Below are 20,017 nucleotides of genomic sequence, written 5' to 3'. Positions count from 1 at the left end.
CCGTCGGCGAACCGCCCTCATCGACGACGAACGAACTCCACCGACGGTGAGCCACAGTTATCCCGGCGGGGTTCCTACGTCGGGCCAACGAATGAAATTCGTCGAAGAAATCGTCGTCGAGGAGTTTCTCCCAACGGTTCGGTCGATGCTAGCCGGCGAGCTTCGCGAGCGCGATCTCACCCAGAGCGAGGTCGCGGCGGTGCTCGGAATCAGCCAGAGCGCGGTCTCGAAGTACGCCCACGGGGACGTGACGATCAACCGCCGGATCGCCGACGACCCGCGCGTCGAATCGCTCGTGGCGGAACTCGGCGCGGGGCTGGCCACGGGCGATACGACGCCGGTCCAGGCGCTCATCGAACTCGAGATCCTGATTCGAGACCTCGAAGGCGGCGGAGACGTCTTGACCGCACTGCACGAGGAAGCGGTTCCGGAACTTGCGGAGTACGAATCCAGCTTTCGGGTCCACGATCCCGAAAGCGACCTTCGGGCGGGCGAGCGCGTGCTCTCTTCGCTCCGGCGGGGACTTCGGGTTCTCGAGAACGCGAGCGGGTTCGCGGGGCTGATCCCCGCGGTCGGGTCGAACCTCGTCGCCTGTACGCCCGACGCGGCGGGAGTCGACGACGTCGCGGGGGTTCCGGGGCGTATCTTCGACGTGAAGGGGAAGGCGACGGTCCCCGGCGGTCCGGAGTTCGGCGTCTCCGAACACGTCGCGTCCGTGTTGCTCGCGGCGCGCCGACACGGGGCGGACGCGTCCGCGGCGGCGAACATCAAGTACGATCGGCAGCTCGTCGACACGCTCGCCGATCAGGGTCACGTCACCGCGGAGTTCGACGAGTCGAGCGACGTGACCTCGAGCGTCGGAGCGGCCATCGAGTCCCAGCCGGACGCGACTGTCCTCTACCAGACCGGCGGGATGGGGATCGAACCGATCACGTACGTGCTCGGCCCGGACGCGGAATCAGTCGCTGACACGGTTCGCTCGTTACTTTAAGGGCGGCGACCCACCTGCTATCTGAACCACCGATGACCGAAACGGGAACCGGAGACGCGCAGGCGTTCTACGGACGATGGATGCGACTCTACGACCTGTTGGCGCACAGAACGCCGGGGATCGCCGCGCTTCGGCGACGGGCAGTAGAGGCCTGCCGACTCGAGCCCGGCGACACCGTCGTCGAGATGGGCTGCGGTACGGGGGCGAACCTCCCCGTCCTCCGGTCGGCGGTCGGCCCCGAGGGCACCGTCGTCGGGATCGATTTCACCGCTCCCGTCCTCGAGCGAGCGCGCGACCTCACGGAACGGTACGACAACGTCCACGTCGTCCGCGGAGACGCGACGACGCCGCCGGTTTCGGAGCCGATAGATGCGGTGCTCGCCACGTTCGTCGTCGGCATGCTCTCGGACCCGGCAGGTGCGGTCGAGGACTGGTCGCGACTGGTCGAATCCGGCGGTCACGTCGTCCTGGTGAACGCGGCGAGAAGCCAGCGGTGGTACGGGCCACCGGTAAACGCGATCTTCCGCGCGATCACAGTCCTTTCGACGCCGCCAACGACGAAGCTTCGCTACGAGACCGAACCGACGCGGCGATTAGACGAGCGCATCAATCAGGCCCATACCGCTCTTCGAGAAAACGCAGACGCGGTCGCCCACGAAACGCACGCGTTGGGGGTCGTTCGATTGACCGGCGGTCGAATCGGGTAATCGAACGCGTGCGAGGTCGTCGAGTTCTCGGGAGTCTCGATCACCTGCTCTCGCCCGCTCGTTTCGGTCCTGTACGGTCGCTCGAACGACCCGACACTCCCACCGATCTCGCGACTCACTCGGTCCTGCGTTCGCTGTCGTACTCGAGTCGGATGTCGCCGACGACCAGCGGTGGGACCGTTTCGGTTCGAACCGCCAGCGTCCGTACGACGGGCTCGAGAACGTCCAACTCCGGGCCCCGCTGGACTCGCAACGGGTCCGTCTCCCAGCGAACGAACCCGTAGTCGGCCAAAAGCGGGAGGTGCCGATGCACGAGCGCAGCCCGAAGTTCGCGGTCTTCCGCGGCGGGTTCTCGACCGAGCGCCGCCTGGGGAAGATCGAGGAACTCCGCCGGCTGCGCCTCGAGGAGCGATACCAGGAGTTGCCGCCGCGGCCGGGACGAAAGCGCGTCAAAAATGCGGTCCCGCTGGTCGACGACCCCAGTTTCGTCTTGATAGGTGGGCGACACCATAACACCCTCCTGTATGAGAATAACACACATAATAGTTATTGTTTATGGAGAACCTCGAGTATCGGCGTGAGCCGACAACGTCATCGAACGATCACGACGCGTCGTTTTCGTCGAGCGACCCAGCTTCGAGTCCGGGTTCGCGTTCGAGTAACGGCTCTCGAATCTCCGCGGGAAGTGGCTTTGGACGGTCGGTTTCCGGATCGAAGTGGACGTTCGTCGTCTCGCCGGTGGCAACGACACTCCCATCGACCCTGAACTCGTAATCCATCGTCCAGCTCGTCTCGCCGAGGTCGGTTACTGACACGGCGACCTCGAGGTCGTCGTCGAGGGAGATCGGTCGGCGAAAGGAAAGCTCGAGGTTCACGATGACGAGTTCGAACTCGGTCACGTCGACGTCGAGGACCGACTCCAGATACGCGAATCTGGCCTCCTCGAGGTACGTCGAGTACACCGCGTTGTTGACGTGGTTCAACCGGTCGATGTCCCGAAAGCGCACGGGAATAGACAGCGTGAATTCGTCGCTCATTGCTCGGTACTAGCGCTACCGACCCAAAAATGGACACCGAATCCGGCGGGTGTCGAAGCGTCAATCGCGGCCGTACATCTCGGCGTGATCCGGGCAAAAAGCGGGTTTCCGAAGCTGCGCCTCGATCACGCCCTCGTGGCGGTGGGCGTCGAACAACCGACACCGCTGGTCGTCGCAAAACGACGCCCCCGTCAGGAGGTAGTCCACCGGTTGCAGGACGTACCCCCCGAGCGCGTCCGTCGTTCGCGGATCGTCTTCTATCAGGAACTCGCCCTTGACGCGGTTCTCGAGCACCTCTCGCGGCGGCGAATCGCCCGATAGCAGCGCGTGTCGTTGTTTTTCTTTGTAGTAGCGCTCGGGCTTCGCTGGGGCCTCGTACAGCCCGGGGACGGAGACGAGCGCGGGTTGACCGAGGACGTTCACCCGCTTGTGCCAGCGGCCGTCGTGGTCGCCCCAGGTACCGATCGCCCGATCGAGTATCGCGACGTGGAGCGTCTCGAGATCCCGGTCTTCCGGGGCCATCGCCGCGTTGAGCGCTCGCTGGACCTGTAGGCCGTCGTAGAGGACGCCGCCGCCGCGTTCGGGCGACTCGAGGACCCGCTCCTCGTATCGGATCGTCCCGAGCATCGCGTTCCCCGTCTCGCGGTCGTACGGAGATCGAACGCGAGCCTCGGCGAACCGCTCGGCCAACTCGTCGGTGCGGTGGACGTCGAGAAACCGGTCTCTCACGGCGACGGAGACGCCGACCGACGCCAGGCGCTCCTCGAGCCAGTCTGCGATCTCGTCGACCCGGGCTTCGGTCGTCGGCGCTCGATACAGGACGACTCGGTCCATCGCCCGCTCAGTCGTCCGCCGGGGTCGCTCGAGCGGTCAGTTCGACGGGGTCGGCCTCGACCTCGAGTTCGTCGAGCGCGACCTGGGCGGCGCGTTTTCCGGAGACGAGCATGGCGCCGAAGGTCGGGCCCATGCGCGGCAGTCCGAAGGTGGTCGCGGTCGCCATTCCGGTCGCGATGAGACCCTCGTGGACGAGGCCGGTGTGTTCGACAACGGCGTCTTCGCTCTCGCCGACCCACATCGAATCGTGGCCTGGAGAGTCGTGACCGGGCGCGCCGTAGGTGTCGCTGTCGGTCTGGTCCATGACCTGGCCGCGCTCTTTCGCGTCCTGAATGCCGGGCGCGTCGAGCACGCCGCGCTCGTCGAGTTTGGTGACCGCCATCGCGTCGTGACCCGTCGCGTCGATCACGAGGTCCGCTTCGACCGCGATCGGGTCGACGCAGGTGATCTCCCGGGGCAGCGCGTGGACCGGCGTCCAGTTCATGACGATGCCGCCGACGCGGTGGTCCTCCCGGATGACGATGTCGGTGAACTCGGTCATGTTCTGCATCTTCGCGCCCGCGTCGCAGGCCGCCTTGATCAGCCCGGAACAGGCCTCCGGCCCGTTCGCGACGTACAGATCTTCGCTGTCCTGGGACTCCTTGTAGGAGACGTCCAGTTCATCGAGCACCTTCTGGGCGGGACTGCGAACCGTGACCTTGTTCATCAGGAAGCCGCCGAGCCAGAAGCCGCCGCCGAGGTAGTTGTTCTTCTCGACGACCATCACTTTGACACCGCGTTCGGAGAGCTCCTTCGCCGCCGTGAGGCCGGACGGGCCGCCACCGACGATGATGACGTCCGAGTCCGAGAAGTCCATGAACTCCTCGGTCCACTCCTGTCCGATCGCTCTCGTTACGTCCGCTTCGCCGACGTCGCTGAACTGTTCGAACTCGCTCATACAACCAAGTAATAACACTGAGTGGTGAAAAAGGTATCGAGATGGCCGATATCCCTCGCCAGTTTCCGATATCGGCGTCTGGCTTCTGTCTCCGGCTTGCCAACACCTTTCGGCGTCCGTCCCGTGGGACCGACCATGATCGACGATCCACACGGGAACCAGCCGATAGAGCGCGTTGGAGCCGACCTCGAAGACGCCGCGGCGGCGATGGTCCTCGTTCACGGCCGCGGAGCCCGCGCGAGCGGGATGCTCGAGTTCGCAAACGAGTTCGCGCGCGACGACGTCGCCTTTCTCGCGCCGCAGGCCCACCGCGGCACCTGGTACCCGAACTCGTTTCTCGCACCGATCGAGGACAACCAGCCGCACCTCGACTCCGCGCTCGCCAAACTCGAGGACGTACTCGAGACGGTCGAATCGGCAGGAATCCCGCTCGAGCGGACGATCCTGCTCGGCTTCTCACAGGGCGGTTGTCTCTCGACCGAGTACGCGGCTCGAAACGCCGACCGGTACGGTGGCGTCGTCGCCCTCTCGGGGGGATTGATCGGTCCCGAAGGGACGCCTCGAGACTACGACGGCTCGATGGACGGAACGGCGGTGTTCATCGGTTGTGGCGATCAGGACCCGCATATTCCGGTCGAACGAGTCGACGAGTCGATCCGGGCCTTCGACGACCTCGAGGCAGAGACCGAGAAACGGATCTACCAGGGCGTCGGCCACACGGTTCTGGAGGACGAACTCGAGTACGTCCGCGAACTCGTCGACGGCGTGGCGGAGTGATCGGTGTCAGAGGGGCAGAAAGCGTGATCTGTCCCCACCCTCACAAACGTCTGCTTCGCGAGGCGACCACGTCCAGTCCCGGACTGTAGTGATAGACGGGCTCTGCGTCCGGCGTTTCGAACCCGTGCGCCGAAAACAGTGTGTTGCGTTCGATTTCGGCGGCGGCCGGGTACAACTGCCACGGCTCGTGTTCGACCTCCGTGTACCGGATCGAACCATCCTGGGCTTCGGTGTAGAACCGATAGCGTTCGACCAGAAACTCCCCGAACGGATCGTTCGGGGCCGAAAACGGGTCGTCGGTCGGCCAGTAGGTCCCCTCGTAGTGGGCGGGTTGCGCGCCCGGATGTCGACGCCGACACGAGAACGCGATGCGGCCGTCTTCGACCGTCAGCGAGATCCGCGCGTAGTAGTACGGCAAGTGGTGGAAGAGGCGCGCCCCGAGTACGCTCGCAATGCCCTGCGCGTCGAGGCTGAAGAAGTAGACGCTCGGCACGCCATCGTGGGTAACGTACGTTCTGACGTTGAGTTCCGGTAGTCTGATACCGAGCGATTTCGGAACACCCCTCGGTCGGACGGCGACGTTTGTGAACGGAACGATCGACAGCCACGCGGACCCGTCGTACTCGTCGGGCGTCAATCCCTCGGGAAGGTGGGCGTCCATCACGCCGGGATCGACCGGCCAGTTCTCGAACAGCAGTTGCCGCCACCCCATCTCCAGTGGAACGACCATGGGTAACACTCACGCGTGCGAACAAAAGTCGCTTCCTACGAATGCGGTGGATTATCGGAGTCGATTTCCTCCTTCTCGGGGCCGTTCGACTCGTTACACGTGTATCCAAAGCGCCGCGCTCACGAGGGCGAGGGTCACGACGGCTCCCCCGACGATCGCACTTCGTTTCTCGAGCGCGCCGGGATGGCATGCAAGCGCCAACGGAACGACACAGCCGAGAGCGCCAGCAAGCAACGTGCTGATCCGAACGGAACCGCCGGTGATGAACGGAACGGCGACGGATGCAACGAGTACGCCACCCATTACCGGTAGCGCGCTCCGGAGCGGAGACTGTCCCATACGGAACGATGGACTCCGCCTACCAAATGATATTCGGTAGACCTGTTTCCGCCGGCCGGTTCTCACATACTGGACCGGATGCCGCCTCGAGAACGAACCGATTTAGTCCCGGCGGCCAAAGCCGTTTCCAGTACGAACATGCGCCCCCCCCATCCAACCGAACAGGCCGTCGGCATGGAGTGGTACGTCAGCGACGCCGACGGGGTCGGCGGTCGCTTGCGTGCCGCTGACGATCACTTTCGCGTGCGCGAACTCGAGCGGTTCTCGACCGAGCCGGTCGACGCGTCGACGGACGCCTATCCGCACCTCGTCTTTCGGGCGACGCTCACGGCGTGGGACACGAACGACTTTGCGTCCCGGCTCTCCGACGCGCTGGGGATCAGTCGCGAACGGATCAACTGGGCCGGAACCAAGGACAAGTACGCGGTGACGACCCAGCTGTTTTCGGTCTACGCGCCCGATCGGAACGATCTCCCTGACGTGAACGAAGCCGATATCGAGGTGCTCGGACGGGCGGGACGCGGGCTCGAGTTCGGCGATCTCGCCGGAAACAGCTTCGAGCTAGTCGTCAGCGATACCGAGCGGCCGGAAACCGCAGACGAGATCACCGACGCACTCGCGGCGTTCGGCGGCGCTGGTTGGACGAACGGGACTGACCGAACAGGCGGGACAGGCGACACCGGTAGCGATAACAGTGACGAAGGCGGATCGGCGGAAACCATCGGCGTCCCCAACTTCTTCGGCCAGCAGCGGTTCGGAAGCCGGCGGCCGGTCACGCACAAAGTCGGCCTCGCTATCGCTCGAGGCGACTGGGAAGGGGCCGTGATGGCCTATCTCGGCAATCCGACTGACGCCGAACCGGAGGGGACGCGGGACGCCCGCCGATTCGTCGACGACAGCCGCGACTGGCAGGCAGCGCTCGAGCGGTTTCCCAACCGCCTGCGGTACGAGCGCTCGATGCTCCACGAACTGGCCGAACACCAGAGCGAGGGGATCGGCGAGCCGAATCCAGAAACCTATCGGGCGGCCATAGAGCGGGTTCCGTCGAACCTCCAGCGACTGTTCGTTCACGCGGCCCAGTCCTACGCGTTCAATCTCATGCTGAGCGAACGGCTCGAGCGCGGGCTTCCGTTCGATCGGCCGGTCGAGGGTGACGTCGTCTGTTTCGCCGATCGAGACGCCCCCGACGGGCTCGAGTTGCCCGATGTCGAGCGCGAACAGCGCGTCGACGAACGCCGAGTTCGATCCGTGACCCGCCACTGCGAGCGCGGGCGGGCGTTCGTCACGGCCCCGCTAGTCGGAACCGAGACGGAACTGGCCGACGGCGAACAGGGCGAGATCGAACGCGACGTTCTCGACCGGCTCGGCCTCGAGCCGTCGGACTTCGACCTCCCCGGCGAGTTCCACTCGACCGGAACCCGCCGCGCGATCCTCGTTCGCACCGACCTCGAACTCGAGCGGGAACCGCTGACGCTATCGTTTTCCCTGCCGAAAGGCTCCTATGCGACCGTGTTGTGTCGCGAGTATCTGAAAGTCGATCCGGTCGACCTCGGGTAGCTCGAGTTGCCACACCGCGCCGGTGCCCCACCGGAGTGGGTGGGTCGCCGGGGCGCAGTCACTCGCGGGACAGTCCGCGAGCGAAAAGCGCGGGCGTTTTACACGGACAGTCCCAACCCCGAGCAGAGCAATGGAGTGTCGCCACTGCGCCTCGGCGCTCGAGAAACCCGGAGACTTCTGTCTCGTCTGTCGGGAGTCGAACACCGACCGGGTGGTGCTCGAGGCCGGCCGCGAGCGGGCGACGATCACGATGCTCGCCGACGAGGCGGCGATCGGCGAGACGACGATCACGACGGTTCCCGAGACCGGCGAGGAAGAAACCGTCGAGTTCCGCAACTTCGCCGAGTTGATCGGCGACGAAATCCGCAGGAAACGCCCCGAGGAGGTCTACGCGGCGGGAGACCGAACCGTCATCCGCGCCGTTCGGAACACCCTCCATCACACGTTCTATCGCGTAGACGACGAGCAGCCGGTCGACGCCGTCATCGAGCGAAACGGGGAGCGAGCGCTCGACGTCGTCGATCTCCCGCTCGCGGAGAAAATCGGCGGCAGCCACACGACCCTGATCGGCGGCCGCACTGGGATGCAGGCCATTCGGACCGTCGCGGGCCACCCGCACGTCAAGAAGGTCATTCCCGGCCCGATCGACGCGGGCGGGAAGGGGTCACAGTCGGGGCTGCGCGCGAAAGTCACGCGGGCTGACGATGGTGGAAATATTCGCCTCCTTTTGCGAGACGGCTCGAGCGTGCAGGAAAACCGGATCGTGACGACCGCGCGCGACCGCGAGATGGGCGAACGGATCCGAAGCGACCTCAACGACGTGCTCGACGAGGAGGAGTTCCAGTAGCGATACCCCGTCGGTCTGCGGGACGTGACGGTCATCGCCAGCGGACGCTACCGACTCGAGAGAAGAGACAGTACCTGCTGGTTCTCGGGCACTTTTCCGACAGTCCGTAATTAGATGTAATTACGATGCTCGAGCGCGCCGACTTCGTCCTAGCGACGATTCCACTCCTCGCGGTGAGTGGACTTGCCGTTCGAACGCTCCTCGGACTCGTCGGAATCGGAACCGGCATGCTCGCTATCCCGCTCGCACCGGTCGGCTACCTGGCCGCGTTCGGGGTCATCGTTCGAGAACTACTCTGGGTGTCCAGACCCGACGGGCCGGTCGGACGAGCGTGACTCAACAGCTTTATCAATCCGCTAGGGGTACGGTACGATACTATGAGCAACAACTCTGGGATCGTCGGTAGCGCTGGCCGATTCGGTGCACGCTACGGGCGCGTTTCCCGACGGCGAGTGAGCGAGATCGAGGCGGACATGGAAGACGCGACGGTCGACGGCGACGACGTGACGCGCGTCGGAACCGGCATCTGGAAGAACGAGGAGACCGGCGAAGTGTTCACCGGCGGTGCCTACCGCCCGCAGACGCCGGCCGGAAAGACCGTGACCCGATCGATCCGAGCGGCACTGGCCGAAGACGAAGGCGGCGACTAACGCGAGCGAACCCACTCACCCATGAGCTACAAATGTTCCCGCTGTAAACGCGACGTCCAGCTCGACGAATACGGCGGCGTCCGCTGTCCGTACTGCGGACACCGAGTCCTGCTCAAAGAGCGCAGCCGCGACGTCAAGGAAGTCGACGTCCACTAGTCCGCGTGTTTTCTCACGGCGCGACCCTCGAGTTCGAGTACGACAGCGACGCTCGAGCGCGCCTCGTCGCCGAAAGCGTCACAAGAGAGATCGGCGAGATCGACGACGACCGCTCTCGAACGACGATTTCTCGATCCAACCGGACCGTTTTCATCGAGATCGAAGCGCGGGACGTGATCGCCCTGCGAGCGGCGCTGAACACCTGGTTTACGCTGGTCGACGTGGCGGAGGAGACCACCACTGCGGGAAGCCGGTTCGTCTGACGAGCAGACGGCCGCGAGCGAACTACGGCCGGTCAATCGGCCGCCGACCGAACGGTCGCGAGTGCCGGTCGAACGCAAAGCTTGGCTTTATCAGTCCGGAGGGCTTCGGTCGGGGTATGCAAGGAAACCTGCCGCCGGAAGCACAGGAGAAAATCGAGGAGCTACAGGACCTCCAGGAGACCGCCCAGACGGTCGCCGTCCAGAAGCAGGAGGCCGAATCCTCGCTGACCGACGCCGAGAACGCGCTCGAGGAACTCGAGAACATCGACGACGAGACGACCATGTACCGGCAGGTCGGCGAACTCCTCGTCGAGACCGACTACGACGAGGCCGAAGACGACCTCGACGAGAAAGTCGACAATCTCGAGATTCGCCTCGAGACCCTCGAAAAGCAGGAAGAACGAGTGCAGGATCAGTTCGAGTCCCTGCAGGAAGAACTCGAGCAGATGCTCGGCGGCGCTGGCGGCGGCATGGGCGGCCCGGCCGGCCCGGGCGGTCCGGGCGCAGGCGGCGCGTAAACTGATCTCGAACGCGAAACCGATCGAACGCGACCCGAATCGGGATTCGATCCCCAGTCGCCCCACTTTTTAGGGCGGTACCACCACATCGACAACAGAGCCAGCAATGAATACAGACACGGAGACAGACGCGAACGCCGATCCGGACCCGGAGACGGTCGTACAGACCGCCTCCGACGCGGCGGAGGAACGAATTTTCTCGGCGTACAAACAGTCGGCGGTCCGCGATTACGACGTGACGGTCGTCTTCGAAGACGGCGTGCTCGAGGTCGACGTCTACCTCAACGCGCCAGAAGACGAGGCCGATCCGGACGCCGTCGCCGACGAGGCGGCGCTGGCGGCCAGAGCGGCCGTCGACGAGCTGTTCGACGAGTAATAGTTGCGGTTCGCCGGCGCGCGACCGCAGTAAATTTTCGAGCTATTACGGTACCTCCTCTCTGACTGCCCGTACAGTCGGGACCGCCTCGAGTTACTCCGTCTTCGTGGCCGATTCCGCGGCCGAACGCACCGTTTCGACCGAGAGCGACGACAGCGAGACGAGTTCGCCGTCCGTTTCGGCGGCGACGAGTTCGGAGAGCCCCGATCGAGAGTCATCTCCCGCGTCGACGACGACGACCGACGCACCCACGGCGCGGAGCCGTCTGGCTGCCCGCCGCGTCGCCTCCGTCGGACTCGAGGTTTCGTCCGCGACGTTCGCCCCGCCGTCGGTGACGAGCACGACGACCGACGCCTCGGCGTCCGTCCGCTCGAGGACCGACCGGGTCGTCTCGAGGCCCGCCGGAAGCGGCGTGCGATCGCCGGAGGGGAGGTCCTTGAGGTGGCGCGCGGCGAGCGTGACGCTGTCGGTCGGGGGAAGCAACACGTCGGCGTCGTCTCCCGCAAACGCGACGAACGCGACCTCGTCACGGTGCTGGTAGCTGTCTCGAAGCAACTCGAGGACGACGCCCTTGGCCGTCCGCATCGCGGGGGCCATCGAGGCGCTCGCGTCAACCGCGAACACGATCGTCACCGCGGCGTCGCCGCTTCGCACGGACCGACGGAGGTCCCGCTCGCCGACGGTCGACTCGCCGCGACTCGCCGCCGATCGGACGGAGGCGGCCGCATCGATCGACCCTCCGCCGTCGCCCTCGGAAACAGGTTCGGTCCGAACGCGAGCCCCCCGGCCGTCCGAGGTTGGGGTTGCGCTCGCTCGAGCGCCGCCGGACGCGTCGCCGCGAGTCTCGACCGCGGACTCGACCTCGAGATTCGGTGCGTCCGCCTCGCCGATCTCGGCCCGCTGGCCGGGTAGCAACGGGGTCGCCGTCTCGTCGGTGCTGTCGTCATCGCCATCTCCATCGCCGCTGCCGTCTTCGTGACTATCGTCGCGGTAGCTCTCATCGTCACTCCCGCCGGTTTCGGGTTCCGCGTCGGCTCGCGGGTCGCTCGAGGAATCGGACTCGCCGCTCGCCGATTCACCGTTGTCGGGGGCTTCAGCCGGCGACGGCCCGTTCGGCTGTTCGCGCGCTGAGTCCTGTTCGCCGCCGTCGCCATCGTTTCCACCGTCGTTTCCCCGTTCCGCACCTTCGTCGTGGTCTTTCTCAGCGTCGCCACCATCCTCCGCAGTTTCGGCGTCGTTGCTACCGTTTTCCGCACCGTCGTCGCCCTCTCCGTCGTTCGTATCGTCCGATTCGCTCTCGGCGTCGTCGGAGCCCTCGAACTCCTCTTCGAGCAGGTCCTCGAGATCCGGAGTCTCCTCGAAGGGGGTACTCCGAAGCCGGTGGGGGAGGGTGTACGAAGCGGCTTCGCGGACGTCGGGTTCGATGACGGTCGTCCGCCCCTCGAGTGCGGCGATCGTTCTGGCCGTTCTGGCGGTGGCGACGTCGCCGCGGTGGCCGTCGACGCCGGCCTCGAGACAGAGGCGGGCGATGTCGGCTTTGAAGTCGGCGGGGAGGTCGACCGACGGAAGCCGCTCGCGGGCTTCCGCGAGGTCGTTTCGGAGGGTTCGAACGTCGGCGGCGTACTCGGCGGTGGAGTCGTCGGGCTCCAGTCCGAGGCCGAGCGAGCGGTCGATGATCTCGACGCGGTCTTCGATCTCCCGGCAGCCCTCGACGGTCGCCTGCAGCGCGAAGCGGTCTCGAAGCTGCGGGCGGAGGTCGCCCTCCTCGGGGTTCATCGTCCCGACCAGCGTGAACTCGGCGGGATGAGAGACGCTCATACCGTCCCGCTCGACGGCGTTGACCCCGCTCGCCGCGGCGTCGAGGATGATGTCAACCAGGTGATCATCGAGGAGATTGACCTCGTCGACGTAGAGGATGCCCCGGTGTGCGCGGGCTAACAGGCCGGGGTCGAAGTCGGCCTCGCCAGCGAGCGCGTCCTCGACGGAGAGGGTTCCGACGACGCGATCCCGGGTGGCGCCGAGCGGGAGTGTGACGAGCGGAACCGGCCGCGTCTCGATCGGCACCTCGGCTCGAGCGCCGGTGATTTCCCCGTCGTTCGTCCGCGCCCGACAGTCCGTACACTGCAGGCGCGGATCGTCCGGCGAACAGCCGTACGGACAGTCGGCGACGGCCCGCTGTTCGGGGAGCAGATCGGTCAGCCCGCGAACGGCCGTCGACTTCGCGGTTCCTTTTTCTCCCGCGACGAGCGCGCCGTCGAGGTCGTCGTTGACGGCGACGGCGAGCAACACCCGCTTGAGTTCCTCCTGCCCGACGATCGCTGGAAAGGGGAGTGACGATAGCTTTTTGCCTCCAGCGTTTGCAACCATGCTTGCGCTAATACAATAGAGGTTTAAAAACACGATGGCATCCATTGGGATCTACACTGCGACCGAGAACGAACTCGGGTCGATCGGCGAGGCCGCGGCGCGCCTCGAGGGCATCGAACTGGTCGTCAGATCCGAGTCGGATCTGGACGACGAGGCGTCGATCGAGGCGTTCGTCGACGAGTTGACCGACGCGACGGCCGCGATCTTCTGGCTCCACGGGGCCGAAGACAGTATGCCGGGCTACGACTACGCGACGGCAGAACTCACAGAGGCGGGGGTTCCGCTCGTCGTGAAGGCGACCGGCGACGCCTTCGCCTTCGAGGACACGACCGTCGCCGACTCGCACCGCGATCTCGCGTACGACTACCTCGAGAAGGGCGGAACGATCAACGTCGAGAACCTGTGTCGATACCTCGTCTCGGAGTACGGCGACGGTGACGACAGCGATCTCGCGGGCGAGTACGCCGATCCCACCGCGCTCCCGACAGAGGGCGTCTACCACCCCGACTATCCGGGCGTCGAGTACGAGGAACTCCTCGAAACCTTCGACCCTGAACGGCCGACGGTCGCCGTCTGGTTCTACGAATCCCATTGGACCCACGAGAACACCCGCTACGTCGACGCGCAGGTGCGAGCGCTCGAGGAGCAGGGTGCGAACGCGCTGCCGATATTCTGTAACCCGGCGACCGACACCGACGAGCAAGAGGACGCCGAGTGGGTGACCGACAACTGGCTCCTCGAGAGTGACAACGGCGAGGCGTCGAAGACGCCTCGAGAAAGTGATGAAACCGCCGGTGGCGAGCCGATCGTCGACGCCGTGCTCTCCTCGTTCATGTTCTCGCTCTCGATGGACGAACGGGGCCGCTCGGCGAGCGACGAGGGCAATTCCGCGGAGGACGTCTTTCTGGATCGCCTCGGCGTGCCCGTCCTCCAGACGATCACGACGATGCGCTCGCGCTCGAGGTACGAGTCGAACGATACGGGCGTGATGGGGTTCGAACTCGCGCTGTCCGTCGCGCTGCCGGAGTTCGACGGCAACGTCATCACACACCCGATCTCAGGCAAGGAGCGAACCGATGACGAGGCCGGAATCGGCAGCGCGCCGAAACACCACTACCCGATCGAGGATCGAATCGACCACGCGACGCGCCTCGCGGTCAACTGGGCCGAGCTTCGCCACACGCCCAACGAGGAGAAGAAGGTCGCCGTCGTCCTGCACAACTACCCGCCGAGCGACGACGGGATCGGGACCGCGTTCGGCCTCGACTCGCCCGAGAGCACCGTGAATCTGCTCTCCGAACTCGAGGCCCGAAACTACGACCTCGGTGGCGAACTGCCCGAGAGCGGACAGTCGCTCGTCGAGAACCTGACCGCACAGCTCACGCTCGAGGACCGCTGGGTCGCGCCGGAAGACGTTCGAGAGCTTTCCGTTGATGTGGTCTCGAGCGACCAGTACGCCGACTGGTTTGCCGACGCGGACGAGCGGTTTCGAGAGAACGTCCTCGAGGAGTGGGGCGAAGCGCCGGACCGGCCGTTCGCGATACCGGGCGTCGAGTTCGGCAACGTCCTCGTCACGGTCCAGCCCCCGCGCGGGTTCGGGATGGATCCTTCGAAGGTGTACCACGATTCGGATCTCCAGCCGCCCCACGACTACTACGCGTTCTACAGTTGGATGCGCAACACCTACGACGCCGACGCCGTCGTCCACCTGGGCACCCACGGGAGCCTCGAGTGGCTCCCCGGCAAGACCGTCGGCCTCGACGGCGAGAGCGCGCCCGACCAGCTGATCGACGACCTGCCGAACGTCTACCCCTACATCGTGAACAACCCCGGCGAGGGAACGCAGGCGAAGCGTCGATCCTACGCCGCGATCGTGGACTACCTCACCCCGGTCATGCGAAACGCGGGGACCTACGACGAACTGTCGGAACTCGAGGAACTGGCGAATCAGTACCGCGAAGCGGGGATGGAAGACGCCCGCGCGGACGACGGCGAGCACCTCGAGAGGCTCATCCGGGAGACGGTCGAGGAACTCGACCTCGCGGTTGAGTTAGGTATCGCGGGAGAGATAGACGAAAAGGTCGAAGTCCGCGGACCGGAGGAGTCGGGAACCACGCTCGCGGAAGGCGACGTCGCCGGCGACGACCTCGAGATAGACGACCTCGTCGAGCGAATCCACGAGTACCTCACGGACGTCAAGACGACCCAGATTCGGCTCGGACTGCACACGATGTCCGAACCGCCGGAGGGCGAGCGACTGATCGAGTATCTGGTCGCGCTCACGCGACTCGAGAACCCGGGCGCGCCGAGTCTCCGCGAGAGCGTCGCCGGCGTGTTGGGAGTCGATTACGAAGCGATGCTCGACTCGCCGGGAACCTACGACGACGACCTCGGGATGACCTACGCCGAGGCGTCCGATCGCGTCTTCGAGACCAGCGTCGAACTGCTCGAGACGCTCGCCGCGAACGATTTCGACGTCCCCGAGAGCGAGGTCGACGGCGGTCCCGAGGACGAGGTCAACATGAACCTGCTCGTCGTCGACCTCGAGACGATCGGCGACGCGCGGGCGAAGTCCGGCGCCCACGACGACCTCCGAGAAGTGCTCGCGTACATCTGCGAGGAAGCACAGCCGCGCGTGCAGGGGTCCGAGGACGAGATTCCCCGAACCGCGGACGCCCTCGAGGGCGAGTACGTGCCGCCGGGCGGCTCCGGTGCGCCGACTCGCGGCGGGGTCGACCTGCTCCCGACGGCGCGGAACTTCTACACGCTCGATCCGCGGAAGGTACCGGCGAAGGCCGCTTGGCAGGTCGGCAGCGAGGTCGCAGAAGGCGTCCTCGAGCGCCACCACGACGAGAGCGGCGAGTACCCCGAAGAGATCGGCGTGGTCGCGTGGGGGACCCCGACCGTTCGCACCCGCGGCGAGACGATCGCTCAGGTGCTGGCGATGATGGGCGTCGAACCGCAGTGGACCGACGCGGGGCGGATCGACGACGTGGAGCCGATCCCGCTCGAGGAGCTCGATCGTCCCAGAATCGACGTGACGACGCGCGTTTCGGGGCTCTTCCGCGACGCCTTCCCCGCCGCCGCGGGCGTTATCCACGACGCGGTGGACGCGGTCGTCGACCTCGAGGAGCCACTCGAGATGAACTACGTGAAGAAACACGTCGAAGAGGAGCAGGCCGAACTCGAGGACGAGGAGGGACTCGACGCGAGCGATGCGCGAAAAGCGGCCAAACACCGCGTCTTCACCACCCGACCCGGCGGCTACGGAGCCGGGACGAACAAGGCCGTCGACGAAGGCAACTGGGACGATCGGAGCGACCTCGCGAGCGTGTACGTCCAGTGGGGCGGCTACGCCATGGGATCGCGCGGCCGCGTCTCGGATGCCCACGACGCCTTCGAGCGCCGGCTCTCGAGCGTCGACGCGACGGTCAAACTCGAGGACACGATGGAACAGGACGAGTTCGACTCCTCGGACTGGTACGCCTTCCACGGCGGGTTCATCTCGGCCGTGACCGAGATTTCGGGCGAGGAGCCGGCGTCCTACGTCGGCGATTCCTCGGACCCCGACAACGTGGACGTCTACACCAACGAGGAGAAGGTCCGCAAGTCGATGCGGGCCCGCGTGTTGAACCCGGACTGGCTCGAGTCGATGGAGGAACACGGCTACAAGGGCGCGGGAGACCTCTCGACGACCGTCGACGTGACGCTGGGCTGGGACGCCACGACGGGCGTCGTCTCGGACACGCTCTGGGAAGAGGTCGCCGAGAAGTACGCCTTCGACGAGGATCGACAGGAGTGGATGCGCGACGTGAACCCGTGGGCGCTCGAGTCCATCTCGGACACCCTGCTCGAGGCGATCGACCGGGACCTGTGGGACGCCGACGAGGAGACCGCCGACCGCCTGCGGGACATCAACCTGCGCGTCGAGGGCGATCTCGAGGCCAGAACGACCAACGAGGCCGTCGGCGCGGGGGTGACGAACGATGACTGAGCAGACTGAGCAGGCGGGGGCGGATACGACGGACGGAGAAGCGAATTTCGAACGAGAGTACGCCGACCTCGGCGCGACGACGCAGAACGCGATGGACATCGCGGAAACGAGCATGGACATCGTTCGCCAGTTTGTCCCCGACGAGACGCTGGCCGACCGGATTCGCCAGAAGTCGGTCCACTCCATGGGCGACATCGAGTTCCAGCACCTCCTCGAGTTCACGGGGGCCGACGAACTCGGCGACGACGAAGACGCACCGGTTCGGGCGGGCGCTCGAGCGGTGCTCGCGGAAGCCACCATCGTCACCGACATCACGATGTCCAGAGCCGGCATCACGGGGAGAGGACACAATTGCGAGAAGCGCAAGGCGATCGGAAACGGGACCGAGTTGGCGGCCGAAACCGGCATGACTCGGACCGCTGCGTCAGTCCTCGAGTTGGACAAGCAGGGCGTCTACGACGGTGCGATCGCGGTCGTCGGAAATGCGCCGACCGCGGCCTTCGCCCTCGCGGACTGCATCGAGGACGGCACGCGACCGGCCGCCGTCGTCGCGACGCCCGTCGGCTTCGTCAAGGCCGAAGAGAGTCGGGAGCGCATCCGCGAGATCAGCGCGGAGTACGGCGTCCCCGCGATAACAAACGTCGGCCGCCGCGGCGGGAGCGGGCTCGCGGCCGCGCTGACGAACGAACTGATCCACGTCGCGAAAGACGTTCGAACGGACGACCTCGAGTTGGACCTGTCGGCGGTCGAACGGGCTGCCGAAACAACCGACGAGGACCGATGAGCGACGAGTACGACCTCGAGAGCGGCCCGGATCCGGCGACGTTCGCGGCGGGAGCACCGGAGCCTGACATCGACGAAGCTGGAAGGGGCGAAACCGGTTCGACGAAGCCAGTCTACGCCGTCGGCGTCGGACCGGGCAACCTCGAGTACCTCACGCCCCGCGGCGAACGCGCGATCCGCGAGGCCGACGTACTCGTCGGCTTCACGACCGTCGTGGAATTCGTCGAGGACCGGACCGACGCCGACCTGCTGACCTGCGGGTACAAGGACGAGGTCGACGCGCTCGAGGAATTCGCCGAGCGCGTCGCGGCTGGCGAGTCAGGAACCGCCGTCGCGATGGGCGATCCGAACCACTCGGGCTATCAGTTCGTCGGGAAGGTACAATCCGCGGTCGAGCGCGAAGATTCCGAGACGCCCCTCCGTGTGATCCCCGGCATCTCCTCGCTCCAGCTGGCCGCCAGTCGCGCCCGGACGCCGATGGAGGACACCGAGTTCGTCACGCTCCACAAGAGCGGCGACCTCGAGGCCGACATGGATCGGCTGGCCGCCGCGGTCACGGCGGACGATCGGCACCTGCTCGCGTTGCCTAGGCCCTACGATCGAATGCCCGGTGACATCGCGCAGTTCCTGGTCGAGAACGGGGCGAACCCGGATCTCGAGGCGCTGGTGTGCGAGAAGTTGACTCACGACGACGAGCGAATTCACCGCTTTTCGCTCGCCGAGCTATCGGACCATGCGGGCGGGACCGGAACGGAGGACACGCCGTTCTCCGATCTGGTCGTGCTGGCGGTCAGACAACCGGTCTCTTGAGAGAACGTGAACTTCGCGCGGCGGCCCAGGTGAGCCGTCGCCGACCGGAACCCCAGCCGGGAACTTCACCGGCCGGGACCCTCACTCGGGGACTTCGCCGACCGCGACGTACTGTTCGTAGTCCGGTTCTTCTCCCCAGTATACAGCGTCCATCAGCGGTTCGTACGCGACGCTCTCGAGCCCCTGCTCCGCGAGGAAGTCAGCTAATTCCTCGGGCGGGCGGCCGTCGTACAGCGGGAGATCGTCGTGGATTTCCTCGTAGCCGTCGAACGGGTCGTCGAAGTCCCAGTGGCCTTCGATGAGCACGATCTTCCCGCCCGGTCGGACGACGCGACGCCACTCCTCTATCGCCTTCGGCGGGGTCGGGAGCGTCCAGATGAGATGGCGACCCGTCACCAGATCGTAGGCGTCATCGGGCTGTTCCAGCGCTTCCGCGTCACCGCGGCGGAAGTCGACGGATAGCTCCGTCCGTTCGGCCTTCGCTCGAGCCCGCTCGAGCATTTCCTCCGAGAAGTCGACCCCCGTAACGTCGTGACCGAGTTCGGCCAACAACAGCGAGACGACCCCCGTTCCACAGCCCAGGTCAAGCACCCGCTGTGGCGGTTCGCCGGTCCGCTCGCGAAGCACCGAGAGCCACGCCTCGTGTTGCTCGTCGCTGTGAATCCCGTGCTGGCTGTCGTCGTCGAACGAGTCGGCGCGGCCGTCCCAGTACTGTTGGACGGTGTCTTTGACTTCCTCGTCGGACCGATCAGATCGCGTCATAGTCGGATACCTCCGGAGCGGGGCGTCTTCCGGTAATCGGCTCGAGAAGCGGTCGCCGGCTGCGAAGCGGTTCGTTCTATCTGTCTACGCGCGCACCGACTCGAGCCGCGTCGTGTGTACATGGTCGTAGTCTAACACTATTCGTTGTCGGAGGGAAGTAAGCAGCTTTCGAAGCGGTAATATATACGCCCTATGGGGCAGTACAAATAAGAGGAGAGATAATTATTCGGGGTTGAAAAATTTTGCTGCGAAGGCGACTCACGTAATCGGTTGAGGCGAGTACAGCAGTCTCACTCGTCCTGTTCGTACTCGCGCAATACGGTCGAGACCGTTTTTGCGACCTCCTCGAGCGCGACGTCGTTGGTCTTTCTGAGGTCCCCGTCCTGTGCCGCGTCAATGTGACGGAGGGCTTCTCGAAGGTGGTGCCGAGTGGGGTCTTCGGGTTCCTCAGTCATTGTGATCGGACGTGTCGTAGCCGGTCAATGCCGTTAAGTTCGTCGGTGGTTCGAACCGATCGAGAGCAGCTCTCCCGAAATCACGTCGCCCGTTCACCGAAGCGAAGCGCGCAGTCGACGCCACCGA

Annotated in this window: 23 protein-coding genes; 14 read left to right on the top strand and 9 right to left on the bottom strand. The window is 65.5% G+C overall.

Annotated features, from left to right (window positions below):
* The first annotated feature begins 91 nt into the window (after window positions 1–91).
* Both BM348_RS12395 and BM348_RS12390 read left to right on the top strand, forming a co-directional pair.
* Window positions 92–991 (top strand): thiamine-phosphate synthase family protein, encoded by a 900-nt coding sequence (locus tag BM348_RS12395; RefSeq protein ID WP_092905114.1) that lies wholly within the window; start codon window positions 92–94, stop codon window positions 989–991.
* 32 nt (window positions 992–1,023) lie between these two features.
* Entirely contained in the window at window positions 1,024–1,698 is a 675-nt protein-coding gene (locus BM348_RS12390) for a class I SAM-dependent methyltransferase (RefSeq protein WP_092905113.1), read from the top strand.
* A 115-nt stretch (window positions 1,699–1,813) separates the two neighbouring features.
* Here the strand turns inward: BM348_RS12390 and BM348_RS12385 are convergent, their stop codons facing one another.
* The 4 genes from BM348_RS12385 to BM348_RS12370 form a co-directional block, all read right to left on the bottom strand.
* Entirely contained in the window at window positions 1,814–2,209 is a 396-nt protein-coding gene (locus tag BM348_RS12385) for a hypothetical protein (protein ID WP_139231189.1), read from the bottom strand.
* Between the two features lie 91 nt (window positions 2,210–2,300).
* Window positions 2,301–2,735 (bottom strand): acyl-CoA thioesterase, encoded by a 435-nt coding sequence (locus tag BM348_RS12380; RefSeq protein WP_092905111.1) that lies wholly within the window; start codon window positions 2,733–2,735, stop codon window positions 2,301–2,303.
* Between the two features lie 60 nt (window positions 2,736–2,795).
* Window positions 2,796–3,569 carry a DUF7001 family protein gene (locus BM348_RS12375; RefSeq protein ID WP_092905110.1) on the bottom strand — a complete coding sequence of 258 codons (774 nt, stop codon included), beginning with the start codon at window positions 3,567–3,569 and terminating at the stop codon, window positions 2,796–2,798.
* A 7-nt stretch (window positions 3,570–3,576) separates the two neighbouring features.
* Window positions 3,577–4,506, bottom strand: a complete 930-nt coding sequence (locus BM348_RS12370) for a sulfide-dependent adenosine diphosphate thiazole synthase (protein ID WP_092905109.1) — start codon at window positions 4,504–4,506, stop codon at window positions 3,577–3,579.
* Between the two features lie 135 nt (window positions 4,507–4,641).
* On the opposite strand from BM348_RS12370, the gene BM348_RS12365 reads away from it, so the two are divergent.
* Window positions 4,642–5,283, top strand: coding sequence for an alpha/beta hydrolase (locus BM348_RS12365; protein WP_092905108.1), 642 nt, complete (start codon window positions 4,642–4,644; stop codon window positions 5,281–5,283).
* A 40-nt stretch (window positions 5,284–5,323) separates the two neighbouring features.
* Here the strand turns inward: BM348_RS12365 and BM348_RS12360 are convergent, their stop codons facing one another.
* Both BM348_RS12360 and BM348_RS12355 read right to left on the bottom strand, forming a co-directional pair.
* Window positions 5,324–6,013: a YqjF family protein gene (locus tag BM348_RS12360; RefSeq protein WP_092905107.1), complete on the bottom strand. Its 690-nt coding sequence runs from the start codon at window positions 6,011–6,013 to the stop codon at window positions 5,324–5,326.
* Window positions 6,014–6,106: 93 nt separating this feature from the next.
* A complete protein-coding gene (locus BM348_RS12355; RefSeq protein WP_139231188.1) occupies window positions 6,107–6,352 on the bottom strand; it encodes a hypothetical protein in 246 nt (81 codons plus the stop codon).
* 138 nt (window positions 6,353–6,490) lie between these two features.
* Here BM348_RS12355 and truD point away from each other — a divergent pair, with 138 nt between their 5' ends.
* From truD to BM348_RS12315, 8 genes are all read left to right on the top strand, one after another.
* Window positions 6,491–7,909, top strand: coding sequence for a tRNA pseudouridine(13) synthase TruD (gene truD, locus BM348_RS12350; protein ID WP_092905105.1), 1,419 nt, complete (start codon window positions 6,491–6,493; stop codon window positions 7,907–7,909).
* Window positions 7,910–8,039: 130 nt separating this feature from the next.
* Window positions 8,040–8,756, top strand: coding sequence for a DUF2103 domain-containing protein (locus BM348_RS12345; RefSeq protein ID WP_092905104.1), 717 nt, complete (start codon window positions 8,040–8,042; stop codon window positions 8,754–8,756).
* A 125-nt stretch (window positions 8,757–8,881) separates the two neighbouring features.
* On the top strand, window positions 8,882–9,091 hold the full coding sequence (locus tag BM348_RS12340; RefSeq protein WP_092905103.1) for a hypothetical protein: 210 nt from the start codon (window positions 8,882–8,884) through the stop codon (window positions 9,089–9,091).
* A gap of 42 nt (window positions 9,092–9,133) precedes the next feature.
* A complete protein-coding gene (locus BM348_RS12335; protein ID WP_092905102.1) occupies window positions 9,134–9,406 on the top strand; it encodes a hypothetical protein in 273 nt (90 codons plus the stop codon).
* Window positions 9,407–9,427: 21 nt separating this feature from the next.
* Window positions 9,428–9,562, top strand: coding sequence for a DNA-directed RNA polymerase subunit P (locus tag BM348_RS12330; protein ID WP_049952364.1), 135 nt, complete (start codon window positions 9,428–9,430; stop codon window positions 9,560–9,562).
* 5 nt (window positions 9,563–9,567) lie between these two features.
* Window positions 9,568–9,825: a KEOPS complex subunit Pcc1 gene (locus tag BM348_RS12325; RefSeq protein WP_092905101.1), complete on the top strand. Its 258-nt coding sequence runs from the start codon at window positions 9,568–9,570 to the stop codon at window positions 9,823–9,825.
* 116 nt (window positions 9,826–9,941) lie between these two features.
* Window positions 9,942–10,343 carry a prefoldin subunit beta gene (locus BM348_RS12320; protein WP_092905100.1) on the top strand — a complete coding sequence of 134 codons (402 nt, stop codon included), beginning with the start codon at window positions 9,942–9,944 and terminating at the stop codon, window positions 10,341–10,343.
* Between the two features lie 106 nt (window positions 10,344–10,449).
* On the top strand, window positions 10,450–10,719 hold the full coding sequence (locus tag BM348_RS12315) for a DUF3194 domain-containing protein (RefSeq protein WP_092905099.1): 270 nt from the start codon (window positions 10,450–10,452) through the stop codon (window positions 10,717–10,719).
* Between the two features lie 93 nt (window positions 10,720–10,812).
* Here BM348_RS12315 and BM348_RS12310 read toward each other — a convergent pair whose 3' ends face one another.
* Entirely contained in the window at window positions 10,813–13,086 is a 2,274-nt protein-coding gene (locus BM348_RS12310; protein WP_092905098.1) for a VWA domain-containing protein, read from the bottom strand.
* A gap of 34 nt (window positions 13,087–13,120) precedes the next feature.
* On the opposite strand from BM348_RS12310, the gene cobN reads away from it, so the two are divergent.
* From cobN to BM348_RS12295, 3 genes are read left to right on the top strand one after another with little or no spacing between them, the layout of a single operon-like run.
* Window positions 13,121–17,080 carry a cobaltochelatase subunit CobN gene (gene cobN, locus BM348_RS12305; RefSeq protein WP_092905097.1) on the top strand — a complete coding sequence of 1,320 codons (3,960 nt, stop codon included), beginning with the start codon at window positions 13,121–13,123 and terminating at the stop codon, window positions 17,078–17,080.
* Window positions 17,073–17,864 (top strand): precorrin-8X methylmutase, encoded by a 792-nt coding sequence (locus tag BM348_RS12300; RefSeq protein ID WP_092905096.1) that lies wholly within the window; start codon window positions 17,073–17,075, stop codon window positions 17,862–17,864. The genes cobN and BM348_RS12300 overlap by 8 nt, the downstream gene beginning before the upstream one ends.
* Complete coding sequence (locus BM348_RS12295) at window positions 17,861–18,673, top strand: cobalt-precorrin-7 (C(5))-methyltransferase (protein WP_092905095.1); 813 nt, start codon at window positions 17,861–17,863, stop codon at window positions 18,671–18,673. Before BM348_RS12300 ends, BM348_RS12295 begins: the two co-directional genes overlap by 4 nt.
* Window positions 18,674–18,754: 81 nt before the next feature.
* Here the strand turns inward: BM348_RS12295 and BM348_RS12290 are convergent, their stop codons facing one another.
* Window positions 18,755–19,435, bottom strand: a complete 681-nt coding sequence (locus tag BM348_RS12290; RefSeq protein WP_092905094.1) for a class I SAM-dependent methyltransferase — start codon at window positions 19,433–19,435, stop codon at window positions 18,755–18,757.
* 290 nt (window positions 19,436–19,725) lie between these two features.
* A complete protein-coding gene (locus tag BM348_RS21365) occupies window positions 19,726–19,890 on the bottom strand; it encodes a hypothetical protein (protein ID WP_175507173.1) in 165 nt (54 codons plus the stop codon).
* Between the last annotated feature and the right edge of the window lie 127 nt (window positions 19,891–20,017).

The sequence above is a fragment of the Halostagnicola kamekurae genome, from assembly GCF_900116205.1.
GTDB classification, from domain to species: domain Archaea; phylum Halobacteriota; class Halobacteria; order Halobacteriales; family Natrialbaceae; genus Halostagnicola; species Halostagnicola kamekurae.
This window is presented reverse-complemented; position numbering and strand designations above follow the sequence as displayed.

Bases quoted from the DNA above. Each gene is read 5' to 3' on its own strand.
- BM348_RS12395 (WP_092905114.1), top strand. From the start codon at position 92: ATGAAATTCGTCGAAGAAATCGTCGTCGAGGAGTTTCTCCCAACGGTT.
- BM348_RS12390 (WP_092905113.1), top strand. From the start codon at position 1,024: ATGACCGAAACGGGAACCGGAGACGCGCAGGCGTTCTACGGACGATGG.
- BM348_RS12385 (WP_139231189.1), bottom strand. From the start codon at position 2,209: ATGGTGTCGCCCACCTATCAAGACGAAACTGGGGTCGTCGACCAGCGG.
- BM348_RS12380 (WP_092905111.1), bottom strand. From the start codon at position 2,735: ATGAGCGACGAATTCACGCTGTCTATTCCCGTGCGCTTTCGGGACATC.
- BM348_RS12375 (WP_092905110.1), bottom strand. From the start codon at position 3,569: ATGGACCGAGTCGTCCTGTATCGAGCGCCGACGACCGAAGCCCGGGTC.
- BM348_RS12370 (WP_092905109.1), bottom strand. From the start codon at position 4,506: ATGAGCGAGTTCGAACAGTTCAGCGACGTCGGCGAAGCGGACGTAACG.
- BM348_RS12365 (WP_092905108.1), top strand. From the start codon at position 4,642: ATGATCGACGATCCACACGGGAACCAGCCGATAGAGCGCGTTGGAGCC.
- BM348_RS12360 (WP_092905107.1), bottom strand. From the start codon at position 6,013: ATGGTCGTTCCACTGGAGATGGGGTGGCGGCAACTGCTGTTCGAGAAC.
- BM348_RS12355 (WP_139231188.1), bottom strand. From the start codon at position 6,352: ATGGGACAGTCTCCGCTCCGGAGCGCGCTACCGGTAATGGGTGGCGTA.
- truD (WP_092905105.1), top strand. From the start codon at position 6,491: ATGCGCCCCCCCCATCCAACCGAACAGGCCGTCGGCATGGAGTGGTAC.
- BM348_RS12345 (WP_092905104.1), top strand. From the start codon at position 8,040: ATGGAGTGTCGCCACTGCGCCTCGGCGCTCGAGAAACCCGGAGACTTC.
- BM348_RS12340 (WP_092905103.1), top strand. From the start codon at position 8,882: ATGCTCGAGCGCGCCGACTTCGTCCTAGCGACGATTCCACTCCTCGCG.
- BM348_RS12335 (WP_092905102.1), top strand. From the start codon at position 9,134: ATGAGCAACAACTCTGGGATCGTCGGTAGCGCTGGCCGATTCGGTGCA.
- BM348_RS12330 (WP_049952364.1), top strand. From the start codon at position 9,428: ATGAGCTACAAATGTTCCCGCTGTAAACGCGACGTCCAGCTCGACGAA.
- BM348_RS12320 (WP_092905100.1), top strand. From the start codon at position 9,942: ATGCAAGGAAACCTGCCGCCGGAAGCACAGGAGAAAATCGAGGAGCTA.
- BM348_RS12315 (WP_092905099.1), top strand. From the start codon at position 10,450: ATGAATACAGACACGGAGACAGACGCGAACGCCGATCCGGACCCGGAG.
- BM348_RS12310 (WP_092905098.1), bottom strand. From the start codon at position 13,086: ATGGTTGCAAACGCTGGAGGCAAAAAGCTATCGTCACTCCCCTTTCCA.
- cobN (WP_092905097.1), top strand. From the start codon at position 13,121: ATGGCATCCATTGGGATCTACACTGCGACCGAGAACGAACTCGGGTCG.
- BM348_RS12300 (WP_092905096.1), top strand. From the start codon at position 17,073: ATGACTGAGCAGACTGAGCAGGCGGGGGCGGATACGACGGACGGAGAA.
- BM348_RS12295 (WP_092905095.1), top strand. From the start codon at position 17,861: ATGAGCGACGAGTACGACCTCGAGAGCGGCCCGGATCCGGCGACGTTC.
- BM348_RS12290 (WP_092905094.1), bottom strand. From the start codon at position 19,435: ATGACGCGATCTGATCGGTCCGACGAGGAAGTCAAAGACACCGTCCAA.
- BM348_RS21365 (WP_175507173.1), bottom strand. From the start codon at position 19,890: ATGACTGAGGAACCCGAAGACCCCACTCGGCACCACCTTCGAGAAGCC.